17 protein-coding genes are annotated in these 18,228 nt (G+C 67.5%); 13 read left to right on the top strand and 4 right to left on the bottom strand.

Annotated features, from left to right (window positions below):
- Positions 1-90: 90 nt before the first annotated feature.
- Complete coding sequence (locus VPH47_RS19025) at positions 91-2,172, top strand: gluconolaconase (RefSeq protein WP_368851487.1); 2,082 nt, start codon at positions 91-93, stop codon at positions 2,170-2,172.
- On the opposite strand, the gene VPH47_RS19020 is transcribed toward VPH47_RS19025, so the two are convergent.
- Positions 2,150-2,557 (bottom strand): YciI family protein, encoded by a 408-nt coding sequence (locus VPH47_RS19020; RefSeq protein WP_005412102.1) that lies wholly within the window; start codon positions 2,555-2,557, stop codon positions 2,150-2,152. The genes VPH47_RS19025 and VPH47_RS19020 overlap by 23 nt on opposite strands.
- Before the next feature lie 729 nt (positions 2,558-3,286).
- Between VPH47_RS19020 and VPH47_RS19015 the strand changes: the two genes are divergently transcribed.
- The 9 genes from VPH47_RS19015 (at position 3,287) to VPH47_RS18975 (ending at position 10,664) form a co-directional block, all read left to right on the top strand.
- A complete protein-coding gene (locus VPH47_RS19015; protein ID WP_180859041.1) occupies positions 3,287-3,700 on the top strand; it encodes a YciI family protein in 414 nt (137 codons plus the stop codon).
- Positions 3,701-3,771: 71 nt separating this feature from the next.
- Positions 3,772-4,194, top strand: coding sequence for a VOC family protein (locus VPH47_RS19010; protein WP_110710913.1), 423 nt, complete (start codon positions 3,772-3,774; stop codon positions 4,192-4,194).
- Positions 4,195-4,228: 34 nt separating this feature from the next.
- A complete protein-coding gene (locus VPH47_RS19005; RefSeq protein WP_368851486.1) occupies positions 4,229-4,639 on the top strand; it encodes a VOC family protein in 411 nt (136 codons plus the stop codon).
- A 23-nt stretch (positions 4,640-4,662) separates the two neighbouring features.
- Positions 4,663-5,019 (top strand): DUF1428 domain-containing protein, encoded by a 357-nt coding sequence (locus VPH47_RS19000; RefSeq protein WP_110710915.1) that lies wholly within the window; start codon positions 4,663-4,665, stop codon positions 5,017-5,019.
- A gap of 45 nt (positions 5,020-5,064) precedes the next feature.
- Positions 5,065-6,321 (top strand): RNA polymerase sigma factor, encoded by a 1,257-nt coding sequence (locus tag VPH47_RS18995; protein WP_368851485.1) that lies wholly within the window; start codon positions 5,065-5,067, stop codon positions 6,319-6,321.
- A gap of 98 nt (positions 6,322-6,419) precedes the next feature.
- A complete protein-coding gene (locus VPH47_RS18990; RefSeq protein ID WP_368851483.1) occupies positions 6,420-8,069 on the top strand; it encodes a M28 family metallopeptidase in 1,650 nt (549 codons plus the stop codon).
- A 212-nt stretch (positions 8,070-8,281) separates the two neighbouring features.
- On the top strand, positions 8,282-9,541 hold the full coding sequence (locus VPH47_RS18985) for a sensor histidine kinase (RefSeq protein ID WP_110710918.1): 1,260 nt from the start codon (positions 8,282-8,284) through the stop codon (positions 9,539-9,541).
- Complete coding sequence (locus tag VPH47_RS18980) at positions 9,531-10,301, top strand: LytTR family DNA-binding domain-containing protein (RefSeq protein ID WP_110710919.1); 771 nt, start codon at positions 9,531-9,533, stop codon at positions 10,299-10,301. Before VPH47_RS18985 ends, VPH47_RS18980 begins: the two co-directional genes overlap by 11 nt.
- Positions 10,302-10,319: 18 nt before the next feature.
- The gene (locus VPH47_RS18975) at positions 10,320-10,664 is read left to right on the top strand and encodes a hypothetical protein (protein WP_110710920.1); all 345 of its coding nucleotides are present in this window, start codon (positions 10,320-10,322) and stop codon (positions 10,662-10,664) included.
- Positions 10,665-10,703: 39 nt separating this feature from the next.
- Here the strand turns inward: VPH47_RS18975 and VPH47_RS18970 are convergent, their stop codons facing one another.
- Positions 10,704-11,318: a hypothetical protein gene (locus VPH47_RS18970; protein ID WP_110710921.1), complete on the bottom strand. Its 615-nt coding sequence runs from the start codon at positions 11,316-11,318 to the stop codon at positions 10,704-10,706.
- 309 nt (positions 11,319-11,627) lie between these two features.
- Here VPH47_RS18970 and VPH47_RS18965 point away from each other — a divergent pair, with 309 nt between their 5' ends.
- A complete protein-coding gene (locus VPH47_RS18965; RefSeq protein ID WP_368851482.1) occupies positions 11,628-12,557 on the top strand; it encodes an oxygenase MpaB family protein in 930 nt (309 codons plus the stop codon).
- A 194-nt stretch (positions 12,558-12,751) separates the two neighbouring features.
- Here the strand turns inward: VPH47_RS18965 and VPH47_RS18960 are convergent, their stop codons facing one another.
- Positions 12,752-13,339 (bottom strand): TetR/AcrR family transcriptional regulator, encoded by a 588-nt coding sequence (locus VPH47_RS18960; RefSeq protein WP_368851481.1) that lies wholly within the window; start codon positions 13,337-13,339, stop codon positions 12,752-12,754.
- A 133-nt stretch (positions 13,340-13,472) separates the two neighbouring features.
- On the opposite strand from VPH47_RS18960, the gene VPH47_RS18955 reads away from it, so the two are divergent.
- Positions 13,473-14,687 (top strand): MFS transporter, encoded by a 1,215-nt coding sequence (locus VPH47_RS18955; protein WP_368851480.1) that lies wholly within the window; start codon positions 13,473-13,475, stop codon positions 14,685-14,687.
- Positions 14,684-15,856 carry an MFS transporter gene (locus VPH47_RS18950; RefSeq protein WP_368851479.1) on the top strand — a complete coding sequence of 391 codons (1,173 nt, stop codon included), beginning with the start codon at positions 14,684-14,686 and terminating at the stop codon, positions 15,854-15,856. The genes VPH47_RS18955 and VPH47_RS18950 overlap by 4 nt, the downstream gene beginning before the upstream one ends.
- 208 nt (positions 15,857-16,064) lie before the next feature.
- On the opposite strand, the gene VPH47_RS18945 is transcribed toward VPH47_RS18950, so the two are convergent.
- Positions 16,065-18,176, bottom strand: coding sequence for a M13 family metallopeptidase (locus VPH47_RS18945; protein ID WP_153856204.1), 2,112 nt, complete (start codon positions 18,174-18,176; stop codon positions 16,065-16,067).
- Positions 18,177-18,228 lie beyond the last annotated feature (52 nt).

Raw genomic sequence — 18,228 nt, 5'->3', positions numbered from 1 at the left:
GTATCCGGCAGTACGATTGGCCGTGGCGGATCGCGTCTCCAGCGTCTATTGTCGGTGCCTCTTCAAGCAGCAGGCAGGCAGCGCAGCACGATGGCACGGTGGCAATGGATGGCGGCAGGCGTGGCGCTGGCAACGGCGGTGGCATTGGCTGCAACCTGGTGGGAGACCCCGCTGCACCACTTGGCTGAACCGGCAGGCCCAGCGCCCACGCCGCTGGCCTGGACCGCGCAGATCGAGCCGCTGGCCGGCGATGGCCACCTGGGTGATCGTGACGGCGCATCTGCCCAGGCCCGTTTCGCCGACCCGTACGCGTTGCTGCGCAGTGCCGATGGCAGCATCTATTTCACCGATGCCGGCGACAACAACCGCATCCGCCGACGCCTGCCCGATGGCCGCATCGAAACCGTGGCCGGGCAGGGCGAGGGGCGCATTGATGGCCCTGCACTGCAGGCCAGTTTCAATACGCCCTCCGGGATTGCCGCCGATGCGCAGGGCAACCTGTACGTGGCCGACACCGGCAACCATGCGATCCGCCGCATTGGCACTGATGGCCAGGTGACCACGTTGGCCGGTGGCGAACAGGGCTACGCCGATGGCCCTGCCACGCAGGCGCGGTTCGATGCGCCGATGGGCATCGCGGTGGACGCGCAGGGCCAGGTCTACGTGGCCGACACCTTCAACGACCGCATCCGGGTGATCGGCACCGATGGCAACGTGCGCACCCTGGCCGGCGGCGAGCGCCCGGGTCTGGCCGATGGTCTGGCGGGCGATGCGCGCTTCGATACCCCGGTGGCGCTGGCCTTCGATGCGCACGGCGCGCTGCTGGTGGCCGACCTGTTCAACAACGCGGTGCGTCGGGTCGGTGCCGATGGCACGGTCAGCACGCTGCTGGGCGATGGCGGCGTGATCAATGGGCCGCTGTCGCTGGCCACCACGCACGACGGCGTGCTGTACGTGGGTGACCTTGATGGCCGCGTCGTGCAGGTAACACCGCAGGGCCACCAGATCGCGCTGGTGGGCAACGGCCGCCTGCCGCGACTGGCCCGCCCGAGTGGTCTGGCGATGGATGCCGACGGCAGTGTGCTGGTCGCCGATTCCGCCAGCTATCGCCTGCACCGCCTGCGCCCGCTGCCGGTGGGTGATTTGCCGGCACCGGCACTGGTCGGGCCCGCTGCCGATGCAGCGTTGCCGGACACCGGTGGGCGCTGGCCATTGGCACCGCAGGACGGCTGGCATGAAGTGGTCGGCACGCTGGGCGAGGTGCGCGGCAACTTCAAGGGCGAGAGCCGCCACCACCTGCACGGCGGTTTCGACGTGCGCGGTGATGTCGGCCAGACCGTGCTGGCGATCGCCGATGGCAAGATCAGCAGCCCGGTAGCGGCGTGGAGCCTGGGGGGGCAGGCCGAGGGCCTGGCCGTGGACCGCCTCAAGTACATTCACATGCGGGTCGGCCGCACCCCGCGCGACCAGCCGTTCGATGCGCGCTGGCAGGCGCTGTACGACGAACAGGGCAAGCTGGAACGTATGCGGGTGCGTCGCGGCATGCGCATCCACGTCGGTGATCGCCTGGGCAGCATCAACAACCAGGCGCACGTGCACCTGGCCGTGGGTACCGGCGGTTTCGAAACCAATGCGGTGGCGCTGGGCTTCCACAACTACGCCGACCACTTCGCGCCGCGCATCACCGATGTGGACCTGCTGGACGACAACGACCAGCCGATGACCGCAGGCAGCGACGGCGTGGTGATGGTGACGCGGCAGGGCCGCGGCGTGCAGATCGTGGTCGAGGCCTGGGACCAGGTCGACAACAACCTGCCGCGTCGCCGGCTGGGCATGTATCAGGTGGGCTACCAGATCCTTGATGCTGCCGGGCAGCCGCTGCAGGGCTACGAGCAACCGCGCTGGAACATCGTGTTCAACCGCATGCCGCCGCAGAACGAAGCGGTGCGCGTGGCCTACGCGCCGGACAGCGGCATCACCGTGCATGGCAGCGCGGTGACCCGTTTCCGCTACCTGGCCACCAACACCGTGCGTGACGGCCTGATGGAAACCGGGCGCTGGCAGCCGGCGGCATTGCCACCGGGCGAGTACACCGTGCGCGCCAGCGTGCGCGACTACAGCGGCAACGAAGGCGTGGGTCCGCGCGAGATCAGAGTACGGCTGCTGCCATAGCCGCAGCCGGGGCGCCGCAGCGTTCGCGCTCGGCGTCCATGTCTTCCAGCGGCCGCACCTCGATGCTGCCGAAACGCGCCCACGGGAAATCGCGGGCGATGCGCATGGCTTCGTCGCGGTCGCGGGCGACGATCAGGTTGAAGCCGGCCAGCAGTTCGCGGGTTTCGGCGAACGGGCCATCCAGTACACGGCTGTGGCCATCACGCACGCGCAGGGTCTGCGCGGTGTCGACCGGCTGCAGCTTCTGCGCGGCCAGCAGCGTGCCTTCGGCCTGGAGTTTGTCGGCGTGGGCCAGGCAGTCGCGCATCAGCGCGTTGAATTCTTCGGTGGGCAAGGCCTGCAGCAGGGCAGGCTCGATGTAGATCAGAAGCAGGTACTGCTGCATGGCACGGTCCTGGCGGGGGCGGGGTGTCCATGATGGCGCAGGTTTGCCTGCCGGCATGCTGCAGCGCGAAAGGCCGCCTGCGGCGGGTGATCGGCGAACGGCGGAGCCCCTCCGTGGTGGGGTGGGTTGGTCGCTGAAAGCTGGGTTTCAGAGGGTGGGTCGGGCGGGTGGGATTGGCGGGGACGCCGTGAATCCGTCCCTGGAGGCTTAGCCGCGCCATCCATGGCGCGGATACCCCGCCAATCCCACCCGCCCGACCCCTGACAGATTCCGGTCGCCGAACCACCACGGGAAATCAACAACAAGGCGAAAGCGGGTCGCTTCGCTCGCAAAGCCGAGGCCGCCAGCCAACCGCCGTTGCTGTTGCTTTTGCTTTTGCTTTTGCTTTTTTTCTTGATCTTCCCGTGGTGGAACGGAGACAGGAACTTGTCCAAGGCCGGGTGGGTAGGCGGGGCGGGGGTGTCCGCGGCATGGATGCCGCGGCCAAGCCCCCAGGGACGGGTTTACGGCGTCCCCCGACCCGCCTACCCACCCGGCCAAACCCATGAACCCGAGCTTTTCAGCGACCAATCCAACCCCACCACGGAGGGGCTCCGCCGTTCGCCGACCCCCGCCGAAGGCGCGCTTTCCACGGAAGAAATAATTCTCAGAGAACGTGTCGATTCCCAGCCCTCTGGTTCGTTGTACCCAGTGAAGGGCACGCACCACGCGTCCCCACGGGAGACCGCAATGAAAGTGATGGTGATCGTGAAGGCCAACGCCGACTCCGAAGCCGGCCGCATGCCCAGCGAACAGGAATTGTCCGAAATGGGCGCCTTCAACGAACAACTCGTGGCCGCCGGCATCATGCTGGCCGGTGAAGGCCTGCATGCCACCCAGCGCGGACGTCGCATTCATTTCGGCGGCGGCGCGCCCAAGGTCGAGGCCGGTCCGTTTGGCCCTGCGGGCGAACAGATCGCCGGTTTCTGGTTGTGGGACGTGCGCTCGCTGGACGAGGCGGTCGAATGGGCCAGCCGTGCGCCCTTCGGCAGTGGCGGCACGCTGGAGCTGCGCCCCTTGATCTCCGCTGAAGACTTCGGTGAGGCCTTCACCCCCGAATTACAGCAGCAGGAACAGCGTCTGCGTGCACAGCTGGAAGGCTGACCCGTTCCCTGCTTCACATCTGCCGGGCATACCCGGTGTCACCCCCCTGCAACACTCAACGGAGTAGTGCGATGAGACTGATTCCCTTCCTTGGCTTCAGCGGCCAGGCCCACGACGCGATGGCGTTCTATGCCAAGGCACTCGGTGGCCAGGTCACCTCGGAAATGAAGTACCGCGACATGCCGCCGTCCGATGGCATGCCCGGCTGCAACGAGATGCCGGCGCAGACCCTGGACCATGTCGCACACAGCCAACTGGAGATCGGCAGCGCCATCCTGATGGCGGCCGACGGTCCGGGTGGTGGTGAGGGGGGCTCGACCACCATCAATGTCGACGTCGACAGCATCGAAGAAGCCGAACGCGTGTTCGCGGCGCTGGCCGAAGGTGGCCAGGTGCAGATGCCGATCGCCGAAACGTTCTGGGCGCACCGCTGGGGCATGCTGATCGACCGCTACGGCAAGCCGTGGATGGTCAACTGCATGAAGCAGCCCTGATCCCTCTTTCTTCCATCCACAAGGAGCTTCACCGATGAGTGCACCGCAACCGCAGATGGTCTTCGTCAACCTGCCCGTGCAGGATCTGAATGCCTCCAAGGCCTTTTTCGCCGCGCTGGGCTACAGCTTCAACCCGACCTTCACCAACGATGATGCGGCCTGCATGGTGATCAGCGAGAGCATCTACGTGATGCTGTTGACCCAGCCGTTCTTCAGGCAGTTCACCAACAAGTCGATCGCCGACGCACATCAGCAGACCGAAGTGATCACCTGCCTGTCCGCCGACAGTCGCAAGGCGGTGGATGTGATGGTGGACAAGGCGCTCGCGGCGGGCGCCAGCGAACCGCAGCCGGCGCGTGACTATGGCTTCATGTACCAGCGCGGCTTCCAGGACCTGGACGGTCATCTCTGGGAAATCGCACACATGGACGGCGAGCCGGGCTGACGGTCGCCGCAGGGAGACACCTCATGGCTTACGTGGATGCTTACGTGCTGCCGTGCCCGCAGGACAAGGTGGCGGCCTACCGCCGCCTTGCCCGCAAGGCCGGCGCGGTGTGGAAGGACCATGGCGCGCTGCAGTACATGGAGTGCGTGGCCGACGACGTGGAGCCGGGCAAGAGCACCTCGTTCCCGCGCGCGGTCAAGGCAAAACCGGGCGAAACGGTGATCGTCGCCTTCGTGGTGTTCCGTTCGCGCGCGGCGCGCGACCGTATCAACGCGAAAGTGATGGCGGACCCGCGGCTGGCGTCGCTGGGCCCGAAGGACATGCCGTTCGACACCAGGCGCATGTTCTGGGGCGGCTTCAGGCCCATTGTCGAAGCGTGAGCCACGGCGCTTGTGCGGGCCACGCGTGCGTGCTGTGATCGGCGCATGCTTGATCCCGCACTGACGCAGCGTCTGGAAACCCTCTGGCGGATGGAGTCGCCGGTGTTGATCGCGCGCCTGGCGCGGCTGCTCGGTGGCGATGTCGGCCGTGCCGAGGAGCTGGCCCAGGACACCTGGCTGGCCGCGCTGGAGCGCTGGCCGGAGCAGGGCATCCCGGACAGTCCCGGAGCCTGGCTGATGACCACCGCGCGCAACCGTGCCATCGATGTGCTGCGCCAGCACCAGCGGGTGGCGCAGCAGCATGCGCAATGGGGCGAGGAACTGCATCCGGCCCCCCTGCCGGCGCCGGATGACAGCCAGGCGCTGGAGGATGACCTGGGTGACGACCTGCTGCGGTTGATGTTCGTGGCCTGCCATCCGGTATTGCCGGCCGACGCGCGGGTGGCATTGACCCTGCGCCTGCTCGGTGGCCTGACCACCACCGAGATTGCCCGTGGCTTCCTGCAACCCGAGCCCACCATTGCCCAGCGCATCGTACGTGCCAAGCGCACGCTGGCGCAGAAGCAGGTGCCCTATGAAGTGCCGCGCGCGGAGGCGATGCCCGAACGGCTGGCCTCGGTGCTGGAGGCGATCTACCTGGTGTTCAACGAGGGCTATGCGGCCAGCGCCGGCGATGACTGGATGCGCCCGGCGTTGTGCGAGGAGGCGCTGCGGCTGGCGCGCATCCTGGCGCACCGGCTGCCGGTGCCACCGGTACTGGGCCTGCTGGCGCTGATGGAACTGCAGGCATCGCGTGTGGCAGCGCGGACCGATGCAGAGGGTGCACCGGTGTTGCTGGACCAGCAGAACCGGGCGCGCTGGGACTGGCTGCAGATCGAGCGCGGGCAGCAGGTGCTGGCACGTGCGCTGGCCGCCGGTGGTGGCGATGATCCTTATGTGCTGCAGGCTCGCATCGCGGCCTGCCATGCGGCCGCACGCCGCGCTGAAGCGACTGACTGGCCACGCATTGCCGCGCTCTATACGCAGCTGCTGCAGGTGCAGCCGTCACCGGTGGTTGCATTGAACCGGGTGGTGGCGGTGCTGCGCAGCGAAGGTGCCTTCGCGGCATGGGTGCAGCTGCAGCCGTTGCTGGACGATGCACGACTGCGCGATTACGCACCGTTGCAGGTGGTGCGTGGTGAGCTGCTGCAGCAGCTGGGTCGCCTTGAGGATGCCCGCGGTGCATTTGCCGCCGCCGCCGCGCTGACCGGCAACGCGCGCGAACGCGAGCACCTGCTGTCCCGCGCGCAAGCACCAGGATGACCATCGGGGTCAGATCCCTCTCCCGTCGGGAGAGGGATCTGACCCCGTCTTTCCGAATCCCTTTACACTCCAGTAGGATTTCCCTGCTGGAGAGAGCAATGAAACGAGTGGTACTGGGCGTGCTGGCCCTGTCGGTGTCGAGCGCACTGATGGCGGCCACCCCGAAATTCGATGGCGCGCGGATCTCCGCCGACGTCAAGGAACTGGCCTCCGATGCCTACGAAGGCCGTTCGCCGGCCACCGCCGGTGAAGAGAAGACCATCGCCTATCTCAGCAAGCAGTTCGCCGATGCCGGTCTGCAGCCGGGCGGTGACCTCAAGGACGGCACGCGCCTGTGGACCCAGGCCGTGCCGCTGCGCAAGGGTGACATCCTCGGCGCACCGCAGCTGGCGCTACACCAGGGCGGCAAGACCGTGCCGCTGGAGCAGGGCAAGCAGATCGCCGTGCGCGCCGCCATGAACGGCGCCAGCAACGTCGACATCAGCAAGGCCCCGCTGGTGTTCCTCGGCTACGGCGTGAAGGCGCCGGAGCGCAACTGGGACGACTTCAAGGGCGTGGACCTGAAGGGCAAGATCGCCGTGGTGCTGATCAACGACCCGGACTTCGAGACCGGCCAGGGTGATTTCGACGGCAAGGGCATGACCTACTACGGCCGTTGGACCTACAAGTACGAAGAAGGCGCCCGCCAGGGTGCGCTGGGCGTGCTGATCGTGCATGAGACCGCGCCGGCGTCGTATGGCTGGGCCACCGTGGCCGGTTCCAACACCAACACCATGTTCGACGTGGTGCGCGACAACCCGGCGGAAAGCCATCCGCTGCTGGAAGGCTGGATCCAGCGTGACCTGGCGGTGGAGCTGTTCCGCTCGGCCGGACAGGACTTCGAGGCGCTGAAGAAGAAGGCGCAGCAGCGTGACTTCACCCCGGTGCCGCTGACCGGCGCCAGCCTGGACGCGAAGTACGCGGTGAAGACCGAAGTGATCACCTCGCACAACGTGGCCGCACGCCTGGAGGGCAGCAGCCACCCGGACGAGACGATCATCTACAGCGCGCACTGGGACCACATCGGCGTGGGTGAACCGGACGCACGTGGCGACCGCATCTTCAACGGCGCACTGGACAACGCCAGCGGTACCGCCTCGCTGATCGAGCTGGCCCGTGGCTTCGCCAAGCAGAAGCGCCCGCAGCGCTCGGTGCTGTTCCTGGCGGTCACCGCCGAGGAGAAGGGCCTGCTGGGTTCGGAGTACTACGCTACCCATCCGCTGTATCCGCTGGAAAAGACCGTGGCGGTGATCAACATGGACGGCATGGCGCCGTTCGGCCCGTCGCGTGACTTCGGCATCTACGGTGCCGCGCGCTTCGAGCTGCTGGACCAGTTGAAGGACGTGGCCAAGGGCTGGGACATCCGCTACACGCCGGACCCGAAGCCGGAAGCGGGCCTGTTCTTCCGCTCCGACCACTTCCCGTTCGCCAAGCGCGGCGTGCCGGCGCTGTCGTGGTCGGCCGGCCAGGACTGGGTGGACGGTGGCGTGGCCGCAGGCAAGAAGGCCTCCGAGGACTACACCGCCAAGCGCTACCACCAGCAGGGCGACGAATGGCAGCCGGACTGGGTGTTCGCCGGTGCCGCCCGCGACCTGGAAGTGCTGTACACGCTGGGCAACCAGCTGGCCAACTCGCGCAGCTGGCCGAACTGGAGCAAGGACGAATCGTTCCGCGCTGTGCGTGACGCCAGCGCCGACCAGCGCAAGTAAGGGAATGCGCCGGGTTCGCCCGGCGCCTCCCGGGTAGTGCCGGCCGCTGGCCGGCAACCCTGTGATGCATGCGGAGATAATGGGGAGCCGGCCAGCCGCCGGCTCTACCAGAATGGCTTCCATCCCCACTTTTCCGGCCTTCGTCGCAGCCCGCTTGCTTGCCCGGCGGGCCGCCCTATGCTCGGCTCACCCCCTTCCTCCAAGGCGCCGCCGTGTTCGCCAGCCTCTCTCTCCTGATCCGCCACCTGCTGGCCTGGGCCGCCGCGCTGGTTGTCGCCGGCATGGTCTGGAGCGGCATCTTCAGCGGCATGAACGATGGCCCGGGCTGGGTCTTCGGCCTGCTGGCGATGTTCCTGATGATCTCCGCGCTGGGCAGCGCGATCACCCATGTACGACGGGTCTGGCTGGTCGCCGGCCGGCTGGACTCGACCACGCTGTCCGGGCGCCAGCGCCGCCAGGTGGAACTGCCGATGGATGCCGGCCAGGCCTACGCCGTGGTGGAAGCGGCGATCGCTGAACTGCCGCGCGTCGAAGACGTGGAGAGTTCGGCCGGCAGCCTGCAGGTGCGCGCTTACGTTCGCCGGGTCGATCTCTGGAATGGCCGCCAGCCGTCGCGCTGGAACCTGCCGGCGCGATTGGCGATCAAGCGCAACAGCGTGCTGGCCACGGTCACGCCGGGGCAGGGCACCAGCACGGTCACCCTGCTGTTCGAACCGGATGCCGGCTGGTGGGCCGACCTGCTGGCGCTGGACGAAGGCAGCAACTTCGAGAACGCCGAAGCGGTTACCCGCGCGATCAGCCGTCGTGTTGCCGACCAGCGCCGCGACGAGCAGGCCGCGGCCGAACAGACCCAGGTAGAGAAGGAGCTGTCGGTGGCGCGCTTGAGCCTGCTGCATGCGCAGGTGGAACCGCACTTCCTCTACAACACGCTGGCCAATGCGCAGGTGCTGACCCGCACCGACCCGGCGCGCGCCGAGCAGATGCTGGGCCATCTGATCCAGTACCTGCGCAGCTCGCTGCCGCAGGTGGATGAATCGGTGTCCACGCTGGGCGTGGAGCTGGAACGTACCCGCGCCTATCTGGAGATCCTGCGCATCCGCATGGGCGCGCGGTTGGCGGTGGAGGTGCAGGTGCCGAACGATCTGCACGGCGTGCACCTGCCGGCGATGGCGCTGCAGACGCTGGTGGAAAACGCGATCAAGCACGGCCTGGAACCGAAGCCCGGCGGCGGCACGATCTGGATCCTGGCGCGTGGCTTCGATGACCATGTGACGGTGACGGTGGCCGACGATGGCCTCGGTTTCGGCCAGGGCACCAGTGGTACCGGCATCGGGCTGAAGAACCTGCGCGAGCGCCTGCGCCTGACCTGCGGCGAGCAGGCCGGTGTGGCGATCGTCGCCAACTTCCCCAGCGGCGTGGCCGCGACCATGACCCTGCCGCAGTCGAACAAGGAGCGCAGCCATGCCGCTTGAAGCGCTGATCGCTGAGGATGAGGAACTGCTGCGGCAATCACTGGTGCAACAGCTGGGCCGGCTGTGGCCGGAACTGAAGCTGGTGGCCGAGTGCGAGGATGGTGCCAGTGCGCTGGAACAACTGGCGGAGAAGCAGCCGGACATTGCCTTCCTCGATATCCGCATGCCCGGCATCAGCGGCATCGAAGTGGCGCGTTCGCTGTCCGAGCTGAGCCCGCGCACCCAGGTGGTGTTCGTGACCGCCTACGACCAGTACGCCATCGACGCGTTCGAGCAGGGCGCGATGGACTACCTGCTGAAGCCGGTCAGCGACGAGCGCCTGCTGGCCACGCGCGAACGCATCCTCTCGCGGCTGCCATCAACGCGCCAGGACGATGCCGTACTCGAACGCCTGCTGCAGCGGTTGGGCCCATCGCAGGGCGCTGCCGAGCGCCCGCCCTTGGCCTGGATCACCGCCAGCAACGGCCGCGAGACGCAGCTGATCATGCTGGAGGACGTGGCCTACTTCCGCGCCGACAACAAGTACACCACCGTGGTGACCGCGGCCGGTGAGAGCCTGTTGCGCACCCCGTTGCGCGAGCTGCTGGAGGTGCTCGATCCGCAGCACTTCCGCCAGATCCATCGTTCGACCATCGTCAACATGAAGGCGGTGGCGGCGGTCAGCCGCGACGATACCGGCCGCGGCGTGCTTCGCCTGCGGGGGCGGGCCGAGACCCTGGTGGTCAGCCAACCGTTCATGAGCCTGTTCCGCGGCATGTAGCCGCACCCTGGAGGCACCGTGCGCCTGTTCCTGCTTGCCTGCATTGCCGCGCTGCCATTGGCCGGCTGCGAGAAGTCCAGCAACACCTCGATCACCCGCACCCGTGCCAATGGCGTGGACACGCTGTACAGCAAGGGCACGGTGGCCGATGGCGAGGCGCGGTTCCAGTGCATCGCCAGCAGCAGCGGCCAATGCCACTACCTGGTGCTGGACCCTGCCTGCAGTACCGATGCGGCATGCGCGAAGCCACCGCTGCGCCGGTTCGCAGTGGCGGTGGGACAGACCGAGGCGATGCGCGACCTGCCCGAGGGCTTCCGCCAATGCGTCAGCCAGGACCCGATAGAACAATGCCACCGTGAGTGATCACGGTGGCATTGTGGGTCCCCCCGCTTCCCTGAAGGGTCAGTAGGCAGGCTGCAGTGTCAGGTCGTGGTGGTGCTCGTTCTCGCCGACATGGTTGAGGCGACCGACCAGTTCGGAGTGCTGCTTCATGCGCCCGATCTCGGTCATGATGCGGATGTCCTCATGGCGCAGTTCGCGCCGGGCGGTGACCGCCTGCTTGTAGTCCAGCACTTCCGGATAGTGCTCGGCCAGGTCCAGCGCCTCGGCCACGTGTTCGACACTGTCGGCCTTGGAGCTGATGCGGGCACGGCTGTTGAAGGCCTTCATCCAGCGCTCGAAACCGGCGGTGCGGTCGAACATGTTGGCCATGAACCAGATCACGAACAGGATCGAGATCCACGAACCGAACACCACGACCACGCGGGTGAAGGTGATGTGGTAATCGTCGCGCCAGAGGTAGTTGGTGATCAGGCCGAGGATCAGCAGCGAAGCCGCCTGCCAGCCGACGATCGAGGCGATCAGCCACTGGCACTTGGCCTGGGCCAGCACAGCCACTTCATCGCGGATCTGCTGCTCGCTCAGATTGCGCCAGTGCGCGACCTGTTTGTCGAACGGGCTGCTGTAGAGCTCGTTGTCGCGAAGCAGTAGTCCCAAACCCTTGAACAAAGCAATCATGGCTGGCTCCTTGTGGAACGTGCGTCGATCAGCATTGGACGGTGTGGCGGGTTCAGTTCTAGCACTTCCAGCGAGCCGTGCAATGGGCGGAATGCCTAGCGGCGTAAGGGTTTTGTCTGAATGGGTGAATGCTGCTGCGGCGCAGCATCATCGTCGCAGCCTGCGACAGGATGTCGCAGGGTGAAACATGCTGCAGCCGCACATGAAACCGTTGCTGAGTGCGGAGACTCGCCGTCGGCGTCGTGATCGACCAGAATCGGGGCCGACCGCGCAACGCGTGGCCGTTCTTCCGCCTCTCCTGGACCTGTGATGCCGGCTCTGCTGCAGCGACTCTCCCGCCCCGTGACCGCGCCGATCCGGCGCTGGGTCCTGGAGGCCTTCCCGCGTGGCCAGAGCGGCATCGACTACGACCACCCGCTGGGTGACCCGGGCTGGTTCGGCCCGGACAGCGTCACCTGGCGGCTGCATGCGGAATTTCCGTCGATGCTGGCCGGAGGCCTGTGCGCCCTGATGCTGCAGACCCTGCACCCGCGCGCGCTGGCCGGGGTCTATGACCATTCCAACTTCCGCCAGGACCTGGTGGGCCGCCTGCGCCGCACCACCGCGTTCGTTGCCGGCACCAGCTATGCGCCTGTCGGCGAAGTCGAGACGCTGGTGGCGAAGGTACGCCGCATCCATGCGCAGATCCGCGGCCAGACCGCGCAGGGCGAGGCCTATGCCGCCGATGATCCGCAGCTGCTGACCTGGGTGCATGTGACCGAGGCCTTCGGCTTCCTGCAGGGCTTCCGCCGTTACGGACGCGAGGTGCCGGCGCACATCGCCGATCGCTACTACGACGAGTATCGCTGCGTGGCCGAGGCACTGGGCGCGGTGGATGTGCCGCGCAGTGAAGCGGAAGTGGCCGCCTATTTCTGCGCGCGGCAGCCGGAGCTGCGCGTCGACGAACGCTCGCGCGAGGTGCTGGAGGTGCTGTCCGGCGTGCGCCTGCCGGTACCGGTGCCGGGCCTGTCGCGCGAAGTGTTCCTCGGCGCCGGTGCGGCGCTGCTGCCGGACTGGGCCGAAGGCATGCTGGAACGCAATGCGCGCCAGCGCGCACAAGCTGCAGCGTCGGCGAAGCTGATGCAGGGCATGGCGCCGTTGTTCCGCCGTGCGCTGCCCGACGGCCTGGCCAGCCGCGCCTGCGCGCGGATGGGCGTGCCGGCAGCGGTGTTGCGCGAGTGGCCCGAAATGCTCCGGTAGGTGCCAACCTGGGTTGGCACGCGTTGCGCGATAGAGCTTCATCCACGCATGGCGTGGATCTACTGACACCATGGTTCTGGTAGCTGCCGACCTTGGTCGGCACGCATTTCGCGCAGTGCCGTAGAAGCGCCAACCAAGGTTGGCGTCTACCAGAGCGGATTCCGCAGTAGGTCCACGCCACGCGCGGATCGGCGTTACCCGGCCACCTTCAACCCACGCAACAACATCTCCAGCGCCGCCGTTGCCTGCCGCAGGCGCGCATCACCGTCCTCGCCCTCGGCGATCCAGAACGCGGCCTCGGCCAGGCTGCCGTAGATCAGCGATGCCAGCGCCTGCGCATCCACCGGCACCGCTACGCCCTGCGCGATCAACTGTTCGATCAGGCGCTGCATCGAGTGCACGCAGTGGCGCTGCGATTCCGGTGAGGCGCCACCCAGTACCGCGCGCGCATCACGCAGCACGATGCGCTGGATCTCCGGTTCCAGCGCCATCTCCAGATAGGCACGGCAGCGCTGTACGAAGCCGTCCCAGGCATCATCCGCGCCATCGCTGATCGCCTGCAGGCGCAGGTCGGTCTCGGCATCGAGCTGGGCGACCACCGCCGCCAACAGGCCCTTCTTGTCGCCGAAGTGGTGGTAGAGCGCACCCCGGGTCAGACCGGCCTGGGCGGTCAGGTCATCCATCGAGGTGGCGGCATAGCCATGCTCGCTGAACACCCGGCGGGCGGTGGCCAGCAGGCTGGCGCGGGTTTCTTCCATCTCGGCGCGGGTGCGGCGAACCATCCGGAGCTCCTTACATACGCAGTGCATGATTATTTACATACGACGCGTATGAATGTAGCCTCTTATTCATACGCTCTGTATGTATTGTCGTGGCGCCGCACGCGCCAGGCAAGCCGCTGCCCTGGAGATCCTGATGGCCACCCCCTATCGCGACCTGTTCGCTGCCCCCGGCACCGCCGGCCTCGCTCTGGCCGGGCTGCTGGCACGCCTGCCGCTGCCGATGACCGGTATCGGCATCATCACCCTGCTGTCGCAGCTGCGCGGCAGCTATGCGCTGGCCGGCGCGGTGTCGGCCACCTTCGTGCTGACCTACGCGTTGCTGTCGCCGCAGGTGTCGCGCTGGGTCGACCGGCGCGGGCAGCGCAGGGTGCTGCCGTGGGCCACGGCGGCCAGCGCGGCCGGCCTGCTGTTGCTGCTCGCGTGCACGCTGCTGGCCGCGCCGGACTGGATGCTGTTCGTCGCAGCGATGCTGGCCGGCTGCATGCCCAGCGTGTCGGCGATGGTGCGCGCGCGCTGGACCGCGATCCACCGCGGTCGCCCGCAACTGCAGACCGCGTACTCGCTGGAGACCGTGTTCGACGAGGTCACCTTCATTGCCGGCCCGCCGCTGTCGGTCGGGTTGTCGGTGGCGGTATGGCCGCAGGCCGGCGTGCTGGCCGCGGCCCTGCTGCTGGTGCTCGGGGTGACCGCACTGGTCCTGCAACGCGGTACCGAACCACCGCTGCAGCGCTGCGAAGGCGCAACACCCTCGCGCTCGCTTCTGCGGCAAGCGGAGATCCGCCTGCTGGCATTGCTGATGCTGGCGATGGGTGTGATTGTCGGTACCGTCGACATCACCAGCGTGGCCTTCGCCGAACAGCGGGGACAGCCACTCGCGGCCAGCGTGGTGCTGTCGGCCTATGCGCTGGGCAGTTGTGCGTCGGGCCTGCTGTTCGGCGCGCTGAAGCTGCAGGCGCCGCTGCAGCGCCTGTTGCTGCTGGGCGCAGCGGCCACCGCGCTGACCACGCTGCCACTGCTGTGGGTCGGTAGCCTGCCGGCGCTGGCCGTGGCGGTGCTGGTGGCCGGGTTGTTCTTCGCGCCGACGATGATCGTGGCGATGTCGCTGGTCGAACAGCGCGTGCCCGAAGCGCGCCTTACCGAAGGCATGACCTGGTTGCTGGCCGGACTGAACATCGGTGTGGCGCTGGGGGCGGCGCTGTCCGGGCAGAGCGTGGACGCCGGTGGCGTTCGCAGCGGCTTCATCGTCGCGCTGGCGGCAGGCGCCGTCGTGCTGCTGTTCGCATTGCTGCTGCAACGCGCGCTGCGCGGCGCAGTTGCACCCATTTCCGCTGAAGGAATCGTCCCATGAGTGTCTCTTCGCCCGCGCACGTCGCGCCGGTTGTCCGCCCTCCGTGGTGGGCGGTTTCCGCAGTCGGCCTCGCCACGTTCTCGGTGGTCACCACCGAAATGCTGCCGGTGGGCCTGCTGACGCCGATCGCCGAAAGCCTCGGCGCCTCCACCGGTACCGCCGGCCTGATGATCTCACTGCCGGCATTGCTGGCGGCGCTGTTCGCGCCGCTGGTGGTGATCGCGGCGGGTGGCATCGATCGCCGTCGCATCCTGTGTGCGCTGCTTGCACTTCTGCTGGTCGCCAACATCGCTTCGGCGCTGGCACCGGGCATCGGCTGGCTGCTGGCCGCGCGCGTACTGGTGGGGTTCTGCATGGGCGGGATCTGGGCCATCGCCGGCGGTCTGGCCGCGCGCCTGGTGCCGGCCCACCGCATCGGCCTCGCCACCTCGATCATCTTCGGCGGCGTGGCCGCGGCATCGGTGCTGGGCGTGCCACTGGGCGCGCTGATCGGCGATGCACTGGGCTGGCGCTGCGCGTTCGCGGCGATGGCGCTGTTCAGCGCGGCGGTGATGCTGCTGCATCTGCGCGTGGTTCCGGCGTTGCCGGTCAGCACATCGGTGCAGGCGCGGCAGTTCGTGCAGCAGCTCGGTCATCGCGGCCTGCAGCGAGGACTCTGGCTGACCCTGCTGCTGGTGGCAGGGCACTTCATCGCGTTCACCTATGTGCGGCCGCTGCTGACGTCCGTATCGGGCGTGGATTCGTCGTGGATCGGTGCGCTGCTGTTTGCCTACGGCCTGGCCGGCATCGCCGGCAACTTCATCGCTGGGCCGCTGGCGGCGCGGCATCCACGCAGCACGCTGCTGGCGATCGCGTCGGGCCTGCTGCTGACGCCGCTGCTGTTGCTGTGGGTGGGTGGCACGCCGAGTGGTGGCATTGCGGTGTTGCTGCTGTGGGGCCTGGCCTACGGTGGTGTGTCGGTGGGCCTGATGAGCTGGATGATGAAGGCGCTGCCGCAGGCCGTGGAGATCGCCACCGCGCTGTACGTTGGTGTGTTCAATGTGGGCATCGCGCTCGGGGCGTGGGGCGGTGGCCGGCTGCTGGATGGCATGGGCCTGCATGCGAATCTGTGGGTTGCCGCGGTGTTGGCTGCGAGCGCTCTGCTGATGGTTGCCACCACCCGCCGGTAGATCCACGCCATGCGTGGATTCCTACCCCGTGCCGACCAAGGTCGGCACCCACCAGAGCCGAGGCATTTTCCAGCCAAGGTTGGCAGCTACCAGAGCCGGGGCATGTGCCGACCAAGGTTGGCAGCTACCAGGGCGAGGCATGTGCCAACCAAGGTTGGCAGCTACCGGGAAATGAAACGGGCGCCTTGCGGCGCCCGTTCCGGTTACATCACCACACCTTGACCCGCTTGTCCGGGGCCAGGTACAGCTTCTGGCCTTCCTTCACTTCGAACGCCGGGTACCAGGCGTCGATGTTGCGTACGGTCAGTGCGCGGAACTGGCCCGGTGCATGCACATCGGTCAGCAGCGAATTGCGCAGCGCCTGCTCGCGGCTCTTGCTGCGCCAGGCCTGGGCGAAGCCGAGGAAGAAGCGCTGGTCCGGCGTGAAGCCTTCCAGGGTCTGGCCCGGCTTGCCCTGCAGCGACAGCTGGTAAGCGTCGTAGGCGGTACCCAGGCCGGCCACGTCGGCGATGTTCTCGCCCAGGGTCAGCTTGCCGTTCACGTGCACGCCCGGGAACGGTTCGTAGCTGCTGAACTGTGCGGCCAGCGCGTCACCGGCGGCGTTGAACTGCTTCAGGTCCTCAGCGGTCCACCAGTTGTGCAGCTTGCCGGTCTCGTCGAACAGCGCACCGGCATTGTCGAAGCCGTGGCTGATCTCGTGGCCGATCACGGCGCCGATCGCACCGTAGTTCACCGCGTCGTCGGCGGCGCCGTCGAAGAACGGTGGCTGCAGGATCGCGGCCGGGAACACCAGGCGGTTTTCCAGCGGCACGTTCATCGCGTTGATGGTCTGCGGCAGCATCGCCCATTCGGTGTGCTCGACCGGCTTGCCCAGCTTGGCGATGTTGCGCTGGTACTCGAACAGCTCGGCGCGCTGTGCGTTGCCCAGTGCGTCATCGCGGCGGATCTCCAGGCCGGTGTAGTCGCGCCACTTCTCCGGGTAGCCCATGCCCACGGTCAGGCCGGTCACCTTGGCCTTGGCATGCGCCTTGGTCTGTGGCGACATCCACGACAGCGCATCGATGCGCTTGGCGAAGGCGGCGATGATGTTCTTCGCCATCTCGTCCGCGCGCTCCTTGGTCTTGGCGTCGAAGTGCTTTTCGACGTAGCGCTTGCCGATCGCTTCGCCGATCGCGTGGTTGGCGTCATCGACGGCACGCTTCCAGCGGTCGCTCTGCTGCGGCGTGCCGCTCAGCGCGGTGCCATGGAAGGCGAAGCGGGCGTCGGCGAACTTCTTCGGCAGGTAGGCGGCGGCGCGGTCCAGCGCGTGGAAGGCCAGGTAGTCCTTCCACACCTCCAGTGGCTCGGTGGCGACCAGCTTGGACAGGCCGGCCACGGCCTTGGGCTGCCACACGATGAAGTCCTGCTGGTTGCCCAGCGCGGCCGCATCAAGGAAGGCGTTCCAGTCCATGCCCGGCGCCTTGGCATTGAAGTCGGCCTGGGTCCAGGGGTTGGCACCCTTGGTCACGTCGTTGGTTTCTTCCTGGGTGGCGTGCGCCTGCGCGATCTTGGTTTCCAGCGCGAGGATGCGCTGCGCCTTGCCGGCCGGATCGGCAACGCCGGCCAGCTGCAGCATCTGCGCGACATAGGCCTGGTACTGCTTGCGCAGTTCGGCCATGCGGCCGCCGCCCAGGTAGAAGTCACGGTCCGGCATGCCCAGGCCACCCTGCACCAGGTAGGGCGCGGTGCGGTCCGGCTGCAGCATGTCGACTGAGACCCACAGGCCGAACAGGCGGTCGGTGTAGAAGTTGGTGGCATTGAGCAGGTCGACGTCGGCGCGCATCTCGCCGCCGAGGGCACGCGCCAGGCCGGCCTTGTCGGCGATGGTCTCGATCGCCTTCAGCTGCGGCTGCACCGGCGCGATGCCGTGCTGCTCGATGCCGGCTTCGTCCATGTAGGCGGCGTAGTAGTCGCCGATCAGCTTGTCGTCACCGCTGGCCTGGGTGTTGCCGGCGGCGCCTTCGAGGATCGCGCGGGTGTCGGCCAGGGTCTTCTCGGCGATGACGTTGAAGCTGCCGAAACGCGAACGATCGGCCGGGATCTCGGTGTTCTTGACCCAGGTGCCGTTGGCGAAACCAAAGAAATCATCGCCGGCGGCAATGCTGCGGTCCATGCCGCTGGCATCGAAGCCGAAGCTGCCCAGCATCGGCTTGGCCGCAGCGGGCGCGGCGTCGGCCGGCGTGGCGGTGCCGGCCGACGGTTCGGCCGGACGGTCGCAGGCGGCCAGGGACAGGCTGGCAACGATGGCCAGTGCCAGGGTGGGACGGCGCAGCTTGGACATGGACTTCTCTTGCAGCGGAAAACACCAAGTCTAATCCGCCCCGGCCCGTCTG

The organism is Stenotrophomonas sp. WED208, from assembly GCF_040984485.1.
GTDB lineage: Bacteria > Pseudomonadota > Gammaproteobacteria > Xanthomonadales > Xanthomonadaceae > Stenotrophomonas > Stenotrophomonas riyadhensis.
The sequence above is the reverse complement of the archived record's forward strand: the minus strand, read 5'-3'. Positions and strand labels throughout refer to the sequence as shown.